The following is a 16,211-nucleotide window of genomic DNA, read 5'->3' as shown; positions in this document are numbered from 1 at the left end:
CAGTCGACGCGATCCTGGCGTCCGCCTGGACCGACTAGCCCGATCTCGACGCGCAGTGCGGCGGACGGCACGGTGCGCCGTTGCCGCTGCCCAGGCAACCCTGGACCGGATCGGAGCCGGTGACCCGGGAGGGTCGCCTACCCTCGCGCAGTTCGTCGATCAAATCGATTGCCAGCGCAGCGAATCGGGGGTCGGCGTTGGGGGTCGCGGCTCTGGCGAACTGCACGCCCAGCGCCTCGGCCTGTAGCCGCAGCTCATGGTCGAGGTCCCACACCACCTCGATGTGGTCGGCGACAAAGCCGATGGGACAGACGATTACGGACTCGACACCTTGCTGGTGCAGCGCTGTCAAGTGGTCACCGACGTCGGGTTCGAGCCACGGGACCTGCGGCGGTCCCGAGCGCGACTGCCACACCAGGTCGTAGTCCTCGTAACCCGCTCGGGTCGCGACAAGCCTTGCGGCATAAGCAACTTGACGGCTGTACAAGTTGGGTCCGCAGCATTGGTCGGCGGCAATCGGAATGGAGTGGGCGGTGAAGACCAGGCGCCCGCGGGGCAGTTTTTCTGCAGCATTCGTCACGGCTTCGGTGAACATCTCGACGAACAGCGGATGGTCGAAGTAAGTACGCAGCTTGACCAGTACTGGCGCTTGGTCACCGGCCGCCCCGCGCGCCCTGGCGATATCCTCGACGTACTGCGTGCAACTGGAATAGCCGCTCCAGGCTGAGGTGGTGAATACCGCGGCGCGACGAATACCGTTGTCGCGCATCTCTTTTACCGTATCTTCGACATAGGGCGCCCAGTTGCGGTTCCCGAAGTACACGGGTAGGTCCTGGACGGCCCGCAGCTGCTCGATCAGCGCGCGGTTGATGCCGTTGATCGGTGAGACACCACCGAAATGCAGATAGTGCTCGGCGACGTCGTCGAGCCGCTCGGGCGGCACGTTGCGGCCCCGGGTGACGTTCTCCAGGAACGGTCGAACCTGCTCCGGGCCCTCCGGCCCGCCGAACGAGAGCAGCAGGACAGCGTCGAAATCCATTGCGCCCTAGAGCAACTGCGTGTGGGCGCCGCCGTCGGCGTAGATGATGTCACCCGTCGTCGCCGGCAACCATTCCGACAACACCGCGCACACGGTCTTGGCGACCGGAGTGGGGTCCTTCATGTCCCAGCCGATCGGGGCACGCTGGTCCCAGCCCTCTTCGAGCAGCTTCATCTGCGCGCCGGCCTCCTCGCCGAGTGCACCGCCGACGATGGCGCTCATGGCCAACGTCCGGATTGGGCCTGCGGCAACAAGATTGGAGCGGACACCGACCTTGCCGGCCTCGCGCGCCACGAACCGATTCACCGACTCCAGGGCGCTCTTGGCCACCGTCATCCAGTTGTAGGCCGGCATCGCGCGGGTGGGGTCGAAGTCCATGCCGACAATGGCGCCACCGCGGTTCATGATCGGCAGCAATGCCTTGGCCAGCGAGGCGTACGAATACGCCGAGATGTGAATGCCTTTGGAGACGTCCTCGTACGGGGCGTCGAAGAACGGGTTGATGCCCATGCCGGTTTGCGGCATGAAGCCGATCGAGTGCACTACGCCGTCGAGGTTGTTGTCCTTGCCGATCTCGGCCTTGACCCGGTCGGCGAGGGTGGCCAGGTGCTCCTCGTTCTGCACGTCGAGCTCGATCAGCGGCGCCTTCTCCGGCAGCCGGTCGGCGATGCGCTGAATCAGCCGCATCCGGTCGAAGCCGGTCAACACCAACTGGGCGCCCTGCTCCTGGGCCACCCGGGCGATGTGGAACGCGATCGACGAGTCGGTGATGATCCCGGAGACCAGGATTCGTTTACCTTCGAGCAGTCCTGCCATAAGTCCGTCCCTCTCCTAGCTCTTCAGTGACCCATGCCCATGCCACCATCGACCGGGATGACCGCACCGGCGATGTAGCTGGCGTCCTCGGACGCCAGGAAGCTGACCACCCCGGCGACCTCGTCGGCGGTCCCGACCCGCTTGGCGGGGATGAACTCCAGCGCCCCCTTCTGGATGCGCTCGTCGAGCGCGCGGGTCATCTCGGTGTCGATGTAGCCGGGGGCCACCACGTTGGCGGTGACATTGGCCTTGGACAATTCCCGCGAGATCGAGCGGGCCATGCCGATGAGCCCGGCCTTGGACGCTGCGTAGTTGGCCTGGTTGCCGATGCCCCAGGTGCCCGAGACCGAGCCGACGTAGATGATTCGGCCGAATCGCTTCTTCTGCATACTCCGCGATGCCCGCTGGGTCACCCGGAACGCCCCGGTGAGGTTCGCGTCGATGACCTTCTGGAACCGCTCCTCGGTCATACGGATGAGGAACGCATCGGCGGAGATGCCGGCGTTGGACACCAGCACCTCGACCGGGCCCTGGTGCTCCTCGACCTCTGTGAAGGCACGGTCGACGGCGTCGTTGTCGGTGACGTCGCACTCGACACCGAACAGCCCTTCGGGCGCCCCGGACCCGCGGTGCGTGACGGCCACCTTGTGGCCGTCGGCGGCCAGTCGCTGCGCGATCGCCAGCCCGATTCCCCGGTTTCCGCCGGTGACCAGGACTGATCGGGATACGAATGCGGGTTTGCCGCCGCCGGTGGCTGTTTCAGTCACTCCGACAACCTATCGCCTCACCGGGATTGCGCCGCAGCCTCCCCCGGTCACAGTCGCGGCAGAGTCAAAGAGCGGAGGCTAGGTGGGCAGCCGGCGGTTGATCAGCAGCGCCGCCAGCGCGGCAACGGCCAGCACCAGCGCCCCCAGCCGCAACCAGCCCACACTCGCATCGCCCTTGATGGTTTCGTAGCCGATCTGCTGCTGCAGCGACGCGTATACCGCCTTCAATTCAGCCAGCGTGGCCGCGTTGTAGGCGTTTCCGCCGGAAAGCTGCGCCACCTTCTTCAACGTCTCGTCGTCCACCGGCACCGGCTGGCGCTGGTCGTTGATTTCGACGAAGCCGTACGGGGTGCCGAAGGAGATCGTCGAGATGGGCACGCCCTGGTCCTTGGCGGTGCGCGCGGCCGTATAGGCGCCCTTGGGGTTGTCGGGATTGGTCGGCATCGTCTCCTTGCCGTCGGAGAACAGCACGATCCGCGCCGGCGGCGGCGTGTCCCCGCCGCCGATCACCGCACCGACGGTCGCGATCGCCTGCAGCGCGGTGAAGATCGCCTCGCCGGTGGCGGTGCGGTCGGCGAACTGCAGTTTGTCCAGCGCGGCCTTGGTCGCGTCGCGGTTGGTGGTCGGCGACACCAGCACGGTCGCCGTGCCCGCGTAGGCGATCAAACCGAGGTTGATGCCGGGGGTCAGCTCACCGGCGAACTGCTTGGCCGCCTCCTGCGCCGCGACCATCCGGTTCGGTTCGACGTCGGTGGCGCGCATCGACTGCGACACGTCGATCACCAGCATCACCACCGCGCGGTTCCGCGGAATCCGGACATCGTTGGTGGGCCCGGCCATGGCCACCGTCAGCAGCACCAGCGAGCACACCAGCAGGATGGCCGGTACGTGGCGCCACTTCGAAGGCCGTTTGGGCGCAACGCTTTCCAGCAACTCCATATTGGCGAACCGCAACATGCGCCGCTGCCGCGCCAGCTGCAGCACCACGTACAGCGCGACCAACGCGGCAATGACCAACAGGAACAGGAAGAACCACGAGTGTTCGAAGCCGGACAGCGTCATCGGCCCGAGCAAGGGCAACGTCATAACAGACCCGTCGTTGGTTGTAGGCCGGTCACCGGCGCCCCGCCATAGCCCCGCGCCGGCGGTTGGAAACGAAACGCACGATGTCGCCAATCCAGTCCCGGTCGGTGCGAAGCGTCATGACCGGGGCACCGCAACCGCGAATCGTGCGGGCTACGTCGGCGCGGTGCGCGGCCGCGGCCCGGGCGAAATCGGTCTGCAGCTGGCTGTCGATGGTGAATTCACGAACCGCCCCGGACTCGGCGTCCTGCAGGACCACATCGCCGATGTCGGGCAACTCCACGTCGCGGGGGTCGAGTACCTCGATGGCCAGCACCTCGTGGCGCGCCGCGATGGCCCGCAGCGGACGCATCCAGTTGATCGGCCCCAGGAAGTCGCTGATGATCACCGCCATCCCGCGGCGCCGCTCCGGCCGGCGCAACGCGTCGATGGTCGCGGCCAGGTCCCCGCGTACCCCGACCGGCGCCTTCGGCGTGGTCGCGATGGTGCGTAGCAGCGTGTGGACGTGCTCGCGCCCGGATCGGGCCGGCACCCGAATCGTGTTGGCGCCGTTGGAAATCAGCGCGCCAAGGCGGTTACCGCCGCCGACGTTCAAGTAACAGATGGCCGCCGCGGCCGCCACCGCAAGATCGCGCTTCTCACACGTCGAGGTGCCGAAGTCCAGGCTGGCCGACATGTCGACCACCAGCCAGGTCTCCAGCTCCCGGTCGGCGATCATCTGCCGCACGTGCGGGTGGGTGGTGCGCGCGGTGACCGCCCAGTCCATCCGGCGCACGTCGTCACCGGGCTGGTAGATCCGCGACTCCCCCGGTTCGCTGCCCGGACCGGGGATCAAGCCCAGGTGATCGCCGTGCAGAATGCCGTCCAGCTTGCGGCTCACCGTCAACTCGAGGGTGCGCAGCGCGGCCGACAACTTCGGGTCGTCGATGGTGCCGCGCATCATCGACGGCGGATGACGAACCGCGGACTTACCCGCGGCGGGATTCGGGTCGGTCACCGACCGCCAGCCGCCACGGTGGCACCCTGCATCACCGGACCAACCGAATGCCCTTGCTGCGGAACGGCATTGACCTGTGGCAGCGCAACAGTCTGCAGCACCCGGCTGATCACGGTCTCCGAGGTGATCTCGTCGGCCAGCGCGTCGTAGGTGAGCACCAACCGGTGCCGCAGCACGTCGGGAATCACGTCGATGATGTCCTGGGGGATCACGTAGTCACGCCCACGCACCAGAGCCAGCGCCCGCGACGCGGCGATGATGCCCAGCGAGGCACGCGGCGATGCGCCGAATGCGATCCAGGTCTTGACGTCGTTCATCCCCAACTGCTCGGGGTGACGCGTCGCCATCACCACGCGCACCACGTAATCGACCAGCGCGTGGTGCACGAAGCTGTTGGACGCCACCCCCTGCAGGCGCAGCAGGTCGCCGGTGCCCAGAATCTGCTTGGGCTGCGGCGGGGTGACACCCATCCGGTAGATGATCTCGCGTTCCTCTTCCGGCGACGGGTAGCCGACGTTGATCTTGAACAGGAAGCGGTCGCGCTGCGCCTCGGGCAGCGGGTAGACGCCTTCCTGTTCGATCGGGTTCTGCGTCGCCATCACCAGGAACGGATTGGGCAGCGGGAAAGTCTTGCCGCCGATGGACACGTGGCGTTCGGCCATCACCTCGAGCAGCGCCGACTGCACCTTGGCCGGTGCGCGGTTGATCTCGTCGGCGAGCAGGAAGTTGACCACCACCGGGCCGAGTTCGGTGTCGAACTCCTCCTTGCCCTGCCGGTAGATGCGGGTACCGACGATGTCGGTGGGCACCAGGTCAGGGGTGAACTGGATACGCGCGAACGAGCCGCCGACCACCTTGGCGAAGGTCTCCACCGCCAGCGTCTTGGCGACACCGGGGACACCTTCCAGCAGTACGTGCCCCTTGGCGAGCAGGCCGACCAGCATCCGTTCGACCAACTGGTCCTGGCCGACGATGATGCGTTTGACCTCGAAGATCGCTCGCTCCAGGGTGTGCACCTCGGCGGCCAACCCGTCGGCGCCGCCCGCGGGCGCCTCCTGGGTGGGAGGGGCCGAGTGCGCACCCTGCCCCGGGTAACCGCCACCTGCTGTTGTCATTAATAACCCTCCGCAGCTCATTCGGACACGACTTGCTGTCACGACCAATGTCGTCGGGCAGCTTCGTGCCCGCGTTCAACTATTCCAGGCGTCCCGGAATCCGTCGACGTCGCCGAATCGCTGGCGGGCGGCCTGCGCCCCCGGTATCCGGCTCAGTACTCGATGATCCTAGTCAGATAGGGCGTCATGCCGGGCTTGCGCACCGGGCTGATGGTGACTTTGCCGGCCAGGCTGGAGGCTTCCAGCATCTGCCCGTTGCCCAGATACATAGTGACGTGCTGCCTGCCGTTGGGGCCGTAGAAGATGAGGTCGCCGCGCCGGGCCTGGTCCTGCGGGATATGGCGGCCCGCGTTGTACTGGTCGCCGGAGAACCGCGGGATCAACACGCCGACGCCGGCGAATGCGTAGCGCATCAGTCCCGAGCAGTCGAAACCGGTGATGTTGGCACCGTCCTCGACGCCTTTGCTCGGCCCGTCCAGCGAGCCGCCACCCCAGGAGTAAGGAACACCCATCTGCGATCCGGCCCGCTTGATCACGTACTCGATGGCCTGTCGGCCATTTGCTCGCGGGATGCGACTGCCGGTGGTGTTGTTGGCCGCGGGGGTGGCCCCGCCCAGGTTGATGCCCAGCCCGCTGAGGAACTGCTGGCCCAGGTTCAGCGTGGTCTGGGTGGCCTGCGCGGTGGCCTGCAGCGAGGCGTTGGCCACCGCCAGCGGATCACCGGGGGCGCCGGCGCTGATGGCGGCGGGCAGGGTGGGATCCCACTCCCCCGGTTCGGCCGCGGCGGGAGCGGCCACAGCGATCAACAGCCCGGACACCAGTGTGGTGATCCAGGCCAGACCGATCAGTCGAAATCTGTTGTGCCGCATAGAACCTCGTTAATACTCGATGTAGCGGACCACGAAGGGCGTCATGCCGCTGGTGCGCACGGGCGCTGTGCGTACCTTCAAACCGATGTCGGGCGCCTCGAGCATCTGCCCGTCGCCGAGGTAGATCGTCACGTGCTGGCTGCCGCCCGGGCCGTAGAAGATGACGTCGCCGCGGCGCATCTGGGACGTCGGGATCTTGCGGCCGAGGTTGTACTGCGAGCCCGAGTAGTGCGGCAACTTGATGCCCACCCCGGCGAAGGAGTACAGCACCAAGCCCGAACAGTCGAACCCGGTGATGTTTGCTCCGGAGTCGATGCCGTGGCTGGGTCCGGCCGCGGTGCCGCCGCCCCAGGAGTAGGGCACGCCGATCTGCGACATGCCGCGGCGGATCACGTACTCGGAGGCTTGGCGGCCGTAGACCCGCGGGATGCGGCCCGACGTCGATGCGGTCGGGGCGTTGGTGATTCCGGTGTCGGTGGGCTTGAGGATGCCCAGTTGCTGCAGGAAGTTGCGCCCCATCTGGGCGGTGACCTGCGCCGAGGTCGCCGAGTAGCCGAGCACCTGGTTGACCACCGCGATCGGGTCGCCCTGGATGTTGGCGCTGGGGATCTGCGGCAGCGTGGGGTCCCAGCCGTCCCAACGACGGCCACCGTTGGGGCTGGTCGCGCTGTCCCACATTCCCGGCGGCGGCGTGCCCTGCCCGCCGGACTGGGTCCAGACCACGAACCTGGCTTGCTGCAGCCGGGCTTCGGCCTCGTCGCGCTCCGCAGCGAGACGATTGACCTCGTCACGCTGTTCGTCGAACTTGCGGGTGGTCTCGGCCAGCGCCGCCGCCGCCGCGTCCTGGCTGCCCTTGGCGTCGGCAGCGGCCTTGTCGGCCTTCTGCTTGGCCAGTCGGGCCGCCGACTCCTTGTTCACCTGCTCGGTACGCGCCCGCTGCAGCTTGGCCATCACCGTTTGCGCGCTGGTCGCGACGGCGCGGGCGTCGGTCGCCGCGGCGATCATGTCCTCCGGGCTGCGCGCCATCAGATAGCCACCGGAGGGGCCTCTCATGTACGTGGCCACCGCGAAGGTGTTGAACCGCTGTTGGGCCGTGGCGATGGCCGCGTTGGCGTCCTTGACCGCCTGCTGACTGGCCTCCAGTTCGTGCCCGGCCGCGTCGGCGTGTTCGCGTGCCTCCTCGACCGCTACCAGCGCCTTGTTGACGTTCTCCTGCTCCTGCTCGACAGCGGAACTCAGATCCTCGAGACGCTGGTTGGCCTTGGCGACGTTGGCGATCAGCACCGCAATGGAGTCCTTGGCAGGCTCGGCATTCGCCACTCCCCCGGCCAGCTCCGGGGTGCAGAGCAACAACGCCACACTCAGCACCGCCGGAACCGCTGGGCGCACCAGCCGGGCGGCGGCCTGAGAGGCAGAGCCGTGGCGTGTCCGTCTCATACGACTTGGATCTCCTATGGCTTAAATCGGACGGACGGCGCTTGTTTCCGCTGAAAGCGCCAATAGCATCAGAAGCATCATTCGCACCGTACGTCACACTCGTCGCTAAAGAAACGCAAGTCACAAATCGCACTCTGGAAGTGCGTTTACTGTGACCGAACAGTGATCTGAATGGTTTGCCAACAGCAGCGGTCGAAATGCCGCCGCGTGGCTGTTACAGGGTTGTGACCTGTGTGGATCGACTACGCGTCTTTGCTGGACGCCGTCTCAGCGTTAGCTTGCAAGGTTGCTGGCTGCCTGTTGCGCAGCTGCAGGAAGCGGGTACCGGCGGCGGCCGCAAACACCCCGATCAGCAAAGCAATGGTGAGCGCGGTCCAGGGGAACTCAGGGGTCTCGAGTTCGTGCAGAAAATTCTGTGCGGACTGCACCGGATTACCCGTCTTGGAATGGTCCTCGCCGGCCTCAAGGGTCACGCGCGGGAAACGCGCGCTGTAGCTGCCCACGTAGCTGGGACTGAGCACCAGCACGGTGGAGTCCGGGTAGTCGGCGCCGACGACGGTCGCGATGTCGCGCAGCGCGGTGTCGTGCGGCGGGTTGTGGTCGAGCAGGACGATCTTGAGCGTGATGCCGTCGCCGCGGGCGTGGTTGACCACGTCGAGCAGGCCCGGCTCCGGGCCCGGCGGGGCGGCCACGCCGTCGACCGCGACCTGAGCCTTGACTGCGGCGATGTCGACGTCGACCGGGATGTACTCGGGCAGGAACGGGATCGTCTGCGGCAACGGCAGTTCGCCGAAAACTTCGCGTCCGGTCATGGGCTCGCTCCTCCCGTGGTGCTAGGAGCACCGTACCCGGGCTGTGTTGGTCGCGGCCCGCGGTGGTTGGCGTCCGCCCGGGGGTGAAGTTTGTTCGCGTCGGGATCCAATGCCGCCGCGGCTGGGGCGCTCGGCATGGTTGGGGCGTCAAGCGTGAAGCTGGGGCGTCGAGTGTGAAGCTGTGGCGTCGAGCGTGAAGCTGTGGCGTCGAGCGTGAAGCCGTGGCGGGAATTTCGCGGAATCTCCGCCCTGGCTTCACTTCCAACGCCCGCCGCGGCTGGGGCGCTCGGCATGGTTGGAGCGTCAAGCACCGCCGGCCGCCGCGTGCGAAGGAACGGCCGTCGAGTGTGAAGCTGGGGCGTCGAGCGTGAAGTTATGGCGTCGAGTGTGAAGCTGGGGCGTCGAGCGTGAAGTTATGGCGTCGAGTGTGAAGCTGTGGCGTCGAGTGTGAAGCTGTGGCGGGAATTTCGCGGAATCTCCGCCCTGGCTTCACTTCCAACGCCCAGACTTCACTTCCAACGCCCAGACTTCACACCCAACGCCCGCCGCGGCTGGGGCGCTCGGCACGGTTGGAGCGTCAAGCACCGCCGGCCGCCGCGTGCGAAGGAACGGCCGTCGAGTGTGAAGCTGGGGCGTCGAGCGTGAAGTTATGGCGTCGAGTGTGAAGCTGAGGCGTCGAGCGTAAAGCCGTGGCGTCGAGTGTGAAGCTGTGGCGTCGAGGGTGGAGCTGTGGCGGGAATTTCGCGGAATCTCCGCCCTGGCTTCACTTCCAACGCCCAGACTTCACACCCAACGCCCAACCTCAAAGCAAGCGTTTCGCCAACCTCACGAGATAGGGGTTTCGCCGCGCCCGCGACCGGACAAGACTGGCAAGCGAAGGGTGCCGCACATTGCAGGACAAGCGTACTGTTAAACTGGCATCGCACCGTCGACACGGCCCGTCGGCGGCGAAGAACTCAATCCACGGGAGTTGATGTGACCAGCAAAGGTTCGGTGAATTCGTTCGAGGCCCGCGACACGCTGAAGGTGGGCGACAACAGCTACGAGATCTATCGCCTCGACGCGGTCCCGGAAACCAAGAAACTCCCCTACAGCCTCAAGGTCCTCGCCGAGAACCTGCTGCGCAACGAAGACGGCGCAAACGTCACCAAAGACCACATCAACGCCATCGCCAACTGGGATCCCGACGCCGAGCCCAGCATCGAAATCCAGTACACGCCAGCGCGCGTCGTGATGCAGGACTTCACCGGGGTGCCCTGCATCGTCGACCTGGCCACCATGCGCGAGGCCATTGCCGACCTCGGCGGCGACCCGGAGAAGGTCAACCCGCTGGCGCCCGCCGACCTGGTCATCGACCACTCGGTGATCGCCGACCTGTTCGGCCGGGCCGACGCATTCGAGCGCAACGTGGAGATCGAATACGAGCGCAACGGTGAGCGTTACCAGTTCCTGCGTTGGGGGCAGGGCGCATTCGACGACTTCAAGGTGGTGCCGCCGGGCACCGGCATCGTGCACCAGGTCAACATCGAATACCTGGCCAGCGTCGTGATGACCCGCGATGGCGTTGCCTATCCCGACACCTGCGTGGGCACCGACTCCCACACCACCATGGTCAACGGTCTCGGCGTACTGGGCTGGGGCGTCGGCGGCATCGAGGCCGAGGCCGCGATGCTCGGCCAGCCGGTTTCGATGCTGATCCCCCGGGTCGTCGGCTTCAAGTTGACCGGCGAGATCCGAGCGGGTGTGACCGCTACCGACGTCGTGCTCACCGTCACCGAGATGCTGCGCAAGCACGGCGTGGTCGGCAAGTTCGTGGAGTTCTACGGCGCCGGCGTGGCCGAGGTGCCGCTGGCCAACCGCGCCACGCTGGGCAACATGAGCCCCGAATTCGGTTCCACCGCAGCGATTTTCCCGATCGACGAAGAGACCATCGACTACCTGAAGTTCACCGGGCGCAGCGAGGAACAGCTGGCGCTGGTCGAAGCCTACGCCAAAGAGCAGGGCCTGTGGCACGACCCCGAGCACGAGCCGAAGTTCTCCGAGTACCTCGAGCTCGACCTGTCCACCGTGGTGCCCTCGATCGCCGGCCCCAAGCGTCCGCAAGACCGCATTCCGCTGTCCGACGCCAAATCCACTTTCCGCGAACAGATTCCGAACTACGTAGGTGACCAGGACGGCGGTCAGCAGTACTCCAAGCTCGACGAGACCGTCGAGGAGTCGTTCCCGGCCAGCGACCCGGGTTCACCCGACAACGGGCACGCCGACGACGCCCCGAAGGTGCAGTCCGCCGCGGCGCACTCCAAGGGCCGGGTGAGCAACCCGGTGACGGTGAAGTCCGACGAGTACGGCGAATTCGAGCTCGACCACGGCGCCGTCGTCATCGCCGCCGTCACGTCGTGCACCAACACCTCCAACCCCGAGGTGATGCTGGGCGCGGCGCTGCTGGCCCGCAACGCCGTCGAGAAAGGCCTGGCATCCAAGCCGTGGGTCAAGACCACCATGGCGCCGGGATCGCAGGTAGTCAACGACTACTACGACAAGGCCGGACTGTGGCCCTACCTGGAGAAGCTGGGCTTCTACCTGGTCGGCTACGGCTGCACGACGTGCATCGGCAACTCCGGCCCGCTGCCCGAGGAAATCTCGAAAGCGGTGAACGACAACGACCTTGCGGTGGCCGCCGTGCTCTCAGGCAACCGCAACTTCGAGGGCCGCATCAACCCCGACGTCAAGATGAACTACCTGGCCTCGCCGCCACTTGTCGTGGCCTACGCGCTGGCCGGGTCGATGGACTTCGACTTCGACAAGGACCCGCTGGGCACCGACAAAGAAGGCAACGACGTTTTCCTCAAGGACATCTGGCCGTCACAGAAAGACGTCTCGGACACCATCGCCTCGGCGATCAGCCAGGAGATGTTCGTCAAGAACTACGCCGACGTGTTCAAGGGTGACGAGCGCTGGCAGAACCTGCCCACCCCGAGCGGCAACACCTTCGAGTGGGACGAGGATTCGACGTACGTGCGCAAGCCGCCGTACTTCGACGGGATGCCCGCCGAGCCCGAGCCGGTCAGCGACATCAAGGGCGCCAGAGTGCTTGCCTTGCTGGGTGATTCGGTGACCACCGACCACATCTCGCCCGCGAGCAGCATCAAGCCGGGCACGCCGGCCGCCGAATACCTCGACGAGCACGGTGTGCAGCGCAAGGACTACAACTCCTTCGGCTCTCGCCGCGGCAACCACGAGGTGATGATCCGCGGCACCTTCGCCAACATCCGGTTGCGCAACCAGTTGCTCGACGACGTCTCCGGCGGCTACACCCGCGACTTCACCCAGGACGGCGCGCCGCAGGCATTCATCTACGATGCGGCGCAAAACTATGCGGCACAAAACATTCCGCTGGTGGTACTGGGCGGCAAGGAGTACGGATCCGGTTCCTCGCGCGACTGGGCGGCCAAGGGCACCCGGCTGTTGGGGGTGCGCGCGGTGATCGCCGAGTCCTTCGAGCGCATCCACCGGTCCAACCTGATCGGGATGGGCGTCATCCCGCTGCAGTTCCCCGACGGCGAGTCGGCTGAATCGCTGGGGCTGGACGGCACCGAGGTGTTCGACATCACCGGGATCGAGGAACTCAACAACGGCAAGACGCCGAAGACGGTAAAGGTCAAGGCCAGCAAGGATTCCGGAGACCCGATCGAATTCGACGCGAAGGTGCGCATCGACACCCCGGGAGAGGCGGACTACTACCGAAACGGTGGCATCCTGCAGTACGTGCTGCGCAACATGCTCAAGTCGGGCTAGCGGGCGCCCGACGAGCCGGCCACACCCGTGCCAAAGGTCAGCGAGGACCATCTGGAGGCCCGACGCCGTCAGATCCTCGACGGTGCACGTCGCTGCTTCGCCGAATACGGCTACGAACAGGCGACCGTGCGCCGACTGGAAAAAGAGATCGGGTTATCCCGCGGCGCGATCTTCCACCACTACCGGGACAAGGATGCGTTGTTCTTCGCGCTCGCGCAGGAGGACACCCAACGCATGGCGGAGGTCACGTCGCGCTCCGGCCTGATTCAGGTGATGCGCGAAATGCTGGCGTCGCCAGAGGAATTCGACTGGCTGGCCACCAGGCAGGAGATCGCCCGCAAGCTGCGCCACGATCCGGAGTTCAGCCGCGGCTGGGCCGAGCGGTCCGCGGAGCTGGCGGCGGCCACCACCGAGCGGTTGCGGCGCCAGAAGCAGGCCGGCCGGATACGCGACGACGTGCCGGCCGACGTGCTGCACTGTTATTTGGATCTGGTGCTCGACGGGCTGGTGAGCCGACTGGCATCGGGCGAGGATCCGCAGCGGCTGGCCGCGGTGCTGGACTTGGTGGAAAACTCGGTCCGAGCACCCGCCCCTTCCTCGCGGGTGTGACCTGAGCGGCCGAATTCGCGGTGCGGTGACGGCACAGCGGGGATAGCCGGAAGGCCTCAAGGTAACGCGCGTGAGGCGCGGGAACGGTGGTTGGGGCCACCGCGGCTTCGCATCGTGGTGCCCGACTCGAGCAGCATGCTGTGCACCGACCCGTAGGACCGCCCGGTGGAGGCCGCCAGATTGCGAATGCTGGCGCCTCTCTCGTAGGCGCTACGCAGCTCGCGCAACAACTGTTCGCGGGTCTCCGTTGACTTCCGCATGGCACATAGCGTAGGAACCCCGACTGCAAACGGAAAGGTTTTGCCGAAACGGACCCCTTGGATCAGGCGAGCTCGATCAGGTCGCGATACTCCTCGGACCAGAAGTCCTCGGTGCCGTCGGGCAACAGCAACACCCGTTGCGGATCGAGGGCCTCGGCCGCGCCGGGATCGTGGGTCACCAACACCACCGAACCCTGATAACTGCGCAACGCGTCGAGGACCTGCTCGCGCGACGCCGGGTCGAGGTTGTTGGTGGGCTCGTCGAGCAGCAACACGTTGGCCGTCGAGGCCACCAGGCCGGCCAACGCCAGCCGGGTCTTCTCGCCACCGGACAGCGTGCCGGCCGGCTGCTCGAGTTGCGGGCCGCTGAACATGAACGCGCCGAGCAGACCCCGCAGCTCCTGCTCGCCCGATTCCGGTGCGGCATGGCGGATGTTCTGCCAGACGGTCGCGTCGTTGTCCAGGGTGTCGTGCTCCTGGGCGAAATAGCCGATACGCAAACCGTGTCCCGGTTCCAGGCCACCGGTGTCGGGCGTCTCGATGCCGGCCAGCAACCGCAGCAGGGTGGTTTTGCCGGCACCGTTGAGACCGAGCACGACCACGCGTGAGCCGCGGTCGATGGCCAGATCCAGACCGGTGAAGACCTCGAGCGAGCCGTAAGTCTTGCTCAGCCCCTTGACCACCAGCGGGACGCGGCCGCACGGGGCCGGGGTGGGGAACTTGATGCGGGCCACCTTGTCGGCGACGCGCTCGTCGTCCAGGGCAGCCATCATCCGATCCGCACGACGCAACATGTTCTGCGCCGCAACGGCTTTGGTCGCCTTGGCACCCAGTTTGGCGGCCTGGTTGCGCAGCGCGGTGGCCTTGCGTTCGGCGTTGGCGCGTTCCCGGCGGCGACGCTGCTCGTCGGTTGCGCGGGCGTCAAGGTACTTCTGCCAACCCATGTTGTAGACGTCGACCTCGCCGCGCACCGCGTCGAGGAACCAGACCTTGTTGACGACGTCGGCGAGCAAGTCGACGTTGTGGCTGATGATGATCAGCCCGCCGTTGTGGGAGCGCAGGAAATCCCGAAGCCAGCCAACCGAATCCGCGTCCAGGTGATTGGTCGGCTCGTCGAGCAACAACGTCGTGGACGAGCCCGCGCCGCTGTCGGACGCGGCGAACAGGATGCGGGCGAGCTCCACCCGGCGCCGCTGGCCGCCGGACAACGTGCGCAACTTCTGCGTCAAAACGCGTTCGGGCAGGCCGAGACTCGCGCAGATGCGGCCCGCCTCGCTTTCGGCGCCGTACCCGCCGAGGGCGACGAAACGCTCCTCGAGCTGGCCGTAACGCCGAATGGCGCGGTCGCGCGCGGCGTCGTCGGCAACCTCGGCCATCAACGCCTGCTGCTTCTCCAAATCGGTGAGCAGCACATCCAGACCGCGGGCCGACAACACTCGGTCGCGTGCCAGCACGTCCAGGTCGCCCTCTTTGGGATCCTGCGGCAGGTAACCGATCTCACCCTTGCGGCTGACCGAACCCGCGTAGGGCTGGCCCTCCCCCGCCAGGATCCGCATGGTGGTCGTCTTGCCCGCGCCGTTGCGCCCTACCAGACCGATGCGGTCGCCGGGCTGCACCCGCAGATCGGGGCCGTCGGGCGAGAGCAGGATGCGCGCACCAGCGCGGACCTCGAGGTCCGTTGCCGTGATCACATCTGCTCCTTAGCTGTCATTTGTCGTCGGTGAACACCGCCGGCCGTCTCTCCGCGCGTGCGGCAACCGCTTCTTCGAAGTTGGAGGTGAGCAGGCGGACGAATAGCTGTCCCAGGCCCTCGGCCTGCATGTGCCCCTCAAGACTACCGGCGTCCAGTCCAGTCCACAGTGTGCGTTTGGTCAACTCGAGGCCGGGCCGGGAGAACGCGGCCATGCGCGCGGCGATCGCGTAGCAGGTGTCCAGCAGCTGCGAGTCGGGCACCTGGCAGGACACCAACCCGATCCGCTCGGCCTCCTCGGCGCTGACGTCGCGACCGGTCAGCATGATCTCGAACGCCCGCGACGCCCCGATCGCCCTGGGCAGCAGGTAGCTCAGGCCCAGTTCGCTGGCGGTCAGACCGTTATTGATGCCGGCGGCCCGGAAGTATGCGCTGGTAGCGGCCACCCGAATATCCGCGGCCAGGGCCAGACACAGTCCGCCGCCGATCGCGGCGCCATTGACCGCGGCGATCACCGGCTGGTGCAGCCGTCGCAGCTTGAGGATGACCTCGTCGAGGACCTCCATGGACCGCAGCGCGTACGTCGGCCGGGTCAGACCATCGACGTTGGGAACGCTGCCCGCGGACTTGTGGTCGGCGCCCGAGGAGAACCCGCGGCCGGCGCCGGTGAGCACCACTACCCGCACCGAGTTGTCGTAGCCGACCTCGTCGAGGACATCCCGCAACGGCACCATGACGTCGAACGCCATCGAGTTCATCCGCTCGGGACGGTTCAGGGTGATCAGGGCGATCTCGGGGCGCGGGTGTTCCAGCAGGACCAAATTCACCCGTGAACGGTATCGCAGCAGCGACGTGACCTCGCGAACCTCACCGCACCGCGAAATCCGGCGCTCGAAATCTCGGCCGGGTCACACTCGCGAGA

General features: G+C 66.6%; 14 protein-coding genes. 2 read left to right on the top strand and 12 right to left on the bottom strand.

Going from position 1 to position 16,211, the window contains the following annotated elements; all coding sequences use genetic code 11:
- Positions 1-34 precede the first annotated feature (34 nt).
- The 9 genes from MKCMC460_RS13125 to MKCMC460_RS13085 form a co-directional block, all read right to left on the bottom strand.
- On the bottom strand, positions 35-1,039 hold the full coding sequence (locus tag MKCMC460_RS13125; RefSeq protein ID WP_236975711.1) for a ferrochelatase: 1,005 nt from the start codon (positions 1,037-1,039) through the stop codon (positions 35-37).
- Between the two features lie 6 nt (positions 1,040-1,045).
- Positions 1,046-1,855: an NADH-dependent enoyl-ACP reductase InhA gene (gene inhA / locus MKCMC460_RS13120; protein ID WP_236975720.1), complete on the bottom strand. Its 810-nt coding sequence runs from the start codon at positions 1,853-1,855 to the stop codon at positions 1,046-1,048.
- Between the two features lie 23 nt (positions 1,856-1,878).
- Entirely contained in the window at positions 1,879-2,622 is a 744-nt protein-coding gene (fabG1, locus tag MKCMC460_RS13115; protein ID WP_238305818.1) for a 3-oxoacyl-ACP reductase FabG1, read from the bottom strand.
- A 78-nt stretch (positions 2,623-2,700) separates the two neighbouring features.
- A complete protein-coding gene (locus MKCMC460_RS13110; protein ID WP_236975722.1) occupies positions 2,701-3,708 on the bottom strand; it encodes a VWA domain-containing protein in 1,008 nt (335 codons plus the stop codon).
- A 28-nt stretch (positions 3,709-3,736) separates the two neighbouring features.
- Positions 3,737-4,648, bottom strand: a complete 912-nt coding sequence (locus MKCMC460_RS13105; RefSeq protein WP_236984194.1) for a DUF58 domain-containing protein — start codon at positions 4,646-4,648, stop codon at positions 3,737-3,739.
- A 50-nt stretch (positions 4,649-4,698) separates the two neighbouring features.
- Positions 4,699-5,817: a MoxR family ATPase gene (locus MKCMC460_RS13100; RefSeq protein ID WP_236975724.1), complete on the bottom strand. Its 1,119-nt coding sequence runs from the start codon at positions 5,815-5,817 to the stop codon at positions 4,699-4,701.
- 152 nt (positions 5,818-5,969) lie between these two features.
- Entirely contained in the window at positions 5,970-6,686 is a 717-nt protein-coding gene (gene ripB / locus MKCMC460_RS13095) for an NlpC/P60 family peptidoglycan endopeptidase RipB (protein WP_236975731.1), read from the bottom strand.
- A 9-nt stretch (positions 6,687-6,695) separates the two neighbouring features.
- Positions 6,696-8,123 (bottom strand): NlpC/P60 family peptidoglycan endopeptidase RipA, encoded by a 1,428-nt coding sequence (ripA, locus tag MKCMC460_RS13090; protein ID WP_236975739.1) that lies wholly within the window; start codon positions 8,121-8,123, stop codon positions 6,696-6,698.
- Positions 8,124-8,365: 242 nt separating this feature from the next.
- Positions 8,366-8,935, bottom strand: a complete 570-nt coding sequence (locus tag MKCMC460_RS13085; protein WP_236975741.1) for a DUF6676 family protein — start codon at positions 8,933-8,935, stop codon at positions 8,366-8,368.
- Positions 8,936-9,910: 975 nt separating this feature from the next.
- Here MKCMC460_RS13085 and MKCMC460_RS13080 point away from each other — a divergent pair.
- Together MKCMC460_RS13080 and MKCMC460_RS13075 are read left to right on the top strand one after the other, a co-directional pair.
- Complete coding sequence (locus MKCMC460_RS13080; RefSeq protein ID WP_236975743.1) at positions 9,911-12,730, top strand: aconitate hydratase; 2,820 nt, start codon at positions 9,911-9,913, stop codon at positions 12,728-12,730.
- A gap of 27 nt (positions 12,731-12,757) precedes the next feature.
- Positions 12,758-13,339: a TetR/AcrR family transcriptional regulator gene (locus MKCMC460_RS13075; RefSeq protein ID WP_236975745.1), complete on the top strand. Its 582-nt coding sequence runs from the start codon at positions 12,758-12,760 to the stop codon at positions 13,337-13,339.
- Between the two features lie 56 nt (positions 13,340-13,395).
- Here the strand turns inward: MKCMC460_RS13075 and MKCMC460_RS13070 are convergent, their stop codons facing one another.
- The 3 genes from MKCMC460_RS13070 to MKCMC460_RS13060 all read right to left on the bottom strand — a co-directional run bounded on the left by MKCMC460_RS13070 (position 13,396) and on the right by MKCMC460_RS13060 (position 16,137).
- Entirely contained in the window at positions 13,396-13,599 is a 204-nt protein-coding gene (locus MKCMC460_RS13070) for a helix-turn-helix domain-containing protein (RefSeq protein ID WP_236975747.1), read from the bottom strand.
- A gap of 62 nt (positions 13,600-13,661) precedes the next feature.
- On the bottom strand, positions 13,662-15,290 hold the full coding sequence (locus tag MKCMC460_RS13065; protein WP_236975749.1) for an ABC-F family ATP-binding cassette domain-containing protein: 1,629 nt from the start codon (positions 15,288-15,290) through the stop codon (positions 13,662-13,664).
- A 16-nt stretch (positions 15,291-15,306) separates the two neighbouring features.
- Positions 15,307-16,137 carry an enoyl-CoA hydratase gene (locus MKCMC460_RS13060; RefSeq protein ID WP_236984195.1) on the bottom strand — a complete coding sequence of 277 codons (831 nt, stop codon included), beginning with the start codon at positions 16,135-16,137 and terminating at the stop codon, positions 15,307-15,309.
- Positions 16,138-16,211: the final 74 nt, after the last annotated feature.

The sequence above is a fragment of the Mycobacterium sp. 20KCMC460 genome, assembly GCF_022179425.1.
GTDB classification, from domain to species: domain Bacteria; phylum Actinomycetota; class Actinomycetes; order Mycobacteriales; family Mycobacteriaceae; genus Mycobacterium; species Mycobacterium kiyosense.
Note: the sequence above shows the minus strand (reverse complement) of the source record. Positions and strands in the feature narration are given on the sequence as shown.

Excerpts from the sequence above, each read along its gene's own strand:
- MKCMC460_RS13125 (WP_236975711.1), bottom strand. The coding sequence starts at position 1,039 with ATGGATTTCGACGCTGTCCTGCTGCTCTCGTTCGGCGGGCCGGAGGGC.
- inhA (WP_236975720.1), bottom strand. The coding sequence starts at position 1,855 with ATGGCAGGACTGCTCGAAGGTAAACGAATCCTGGTCTCCGGGATCATC.
- MKCMC460_RS13110 (WP_236975722.1), bottom strand. The coding sequence starts at position 3,708 with ATGACGTTGCCCTTGCTCGGGCCGATGACGCTGTCCGGCTTCGAACAC.
- MKCMC460_RS13105 (WP_236984194.1), bottom strand. The coding sequence starts at position 4,648 with ATGATGCGCGGCACCATCGACGACCCGAAGTTGTCGGCCGCGCTGCGC.
- MKCMC460_RS13100 (WP_236975724.1), bottom strand. The coding sequence starts at position 5,817 with ATGACAACAGCAGGTGGCGGTTACCCGGGGCAGGGTGCGCACTCGGCC.
- ripB (WP_236975731.1), bottom strand. The coding sequence starts at position 6,686 with ATGCGGCACAACAGATTTCGACTGATCGGTCTGGCCTGGATCACCACA.
- ripA (WP_236975739.1), bottom strand. The coding sequence starts at position 8,123 with ATGAGACGGACACGCCACGGCTCTGCCTCTCAGGCCGCCGCCCGGCTG.
- MKCMC460_RS13085 (WP_236975741.1), bottom strand. The coding sequence starts at position 8,935 with ATGACCGGACGCGAAGTTTTCGGCGAACTGCCGTTGCCGCAGACGATC.
- MKCMC460_RS13070 (WP_236975747.1), bottom strand. The coding sequence starts at position 13,599 with ATGCGGAAGTCAACGGAGACCCGCGAACAGTTGTTGCGCGAGCTGCGT.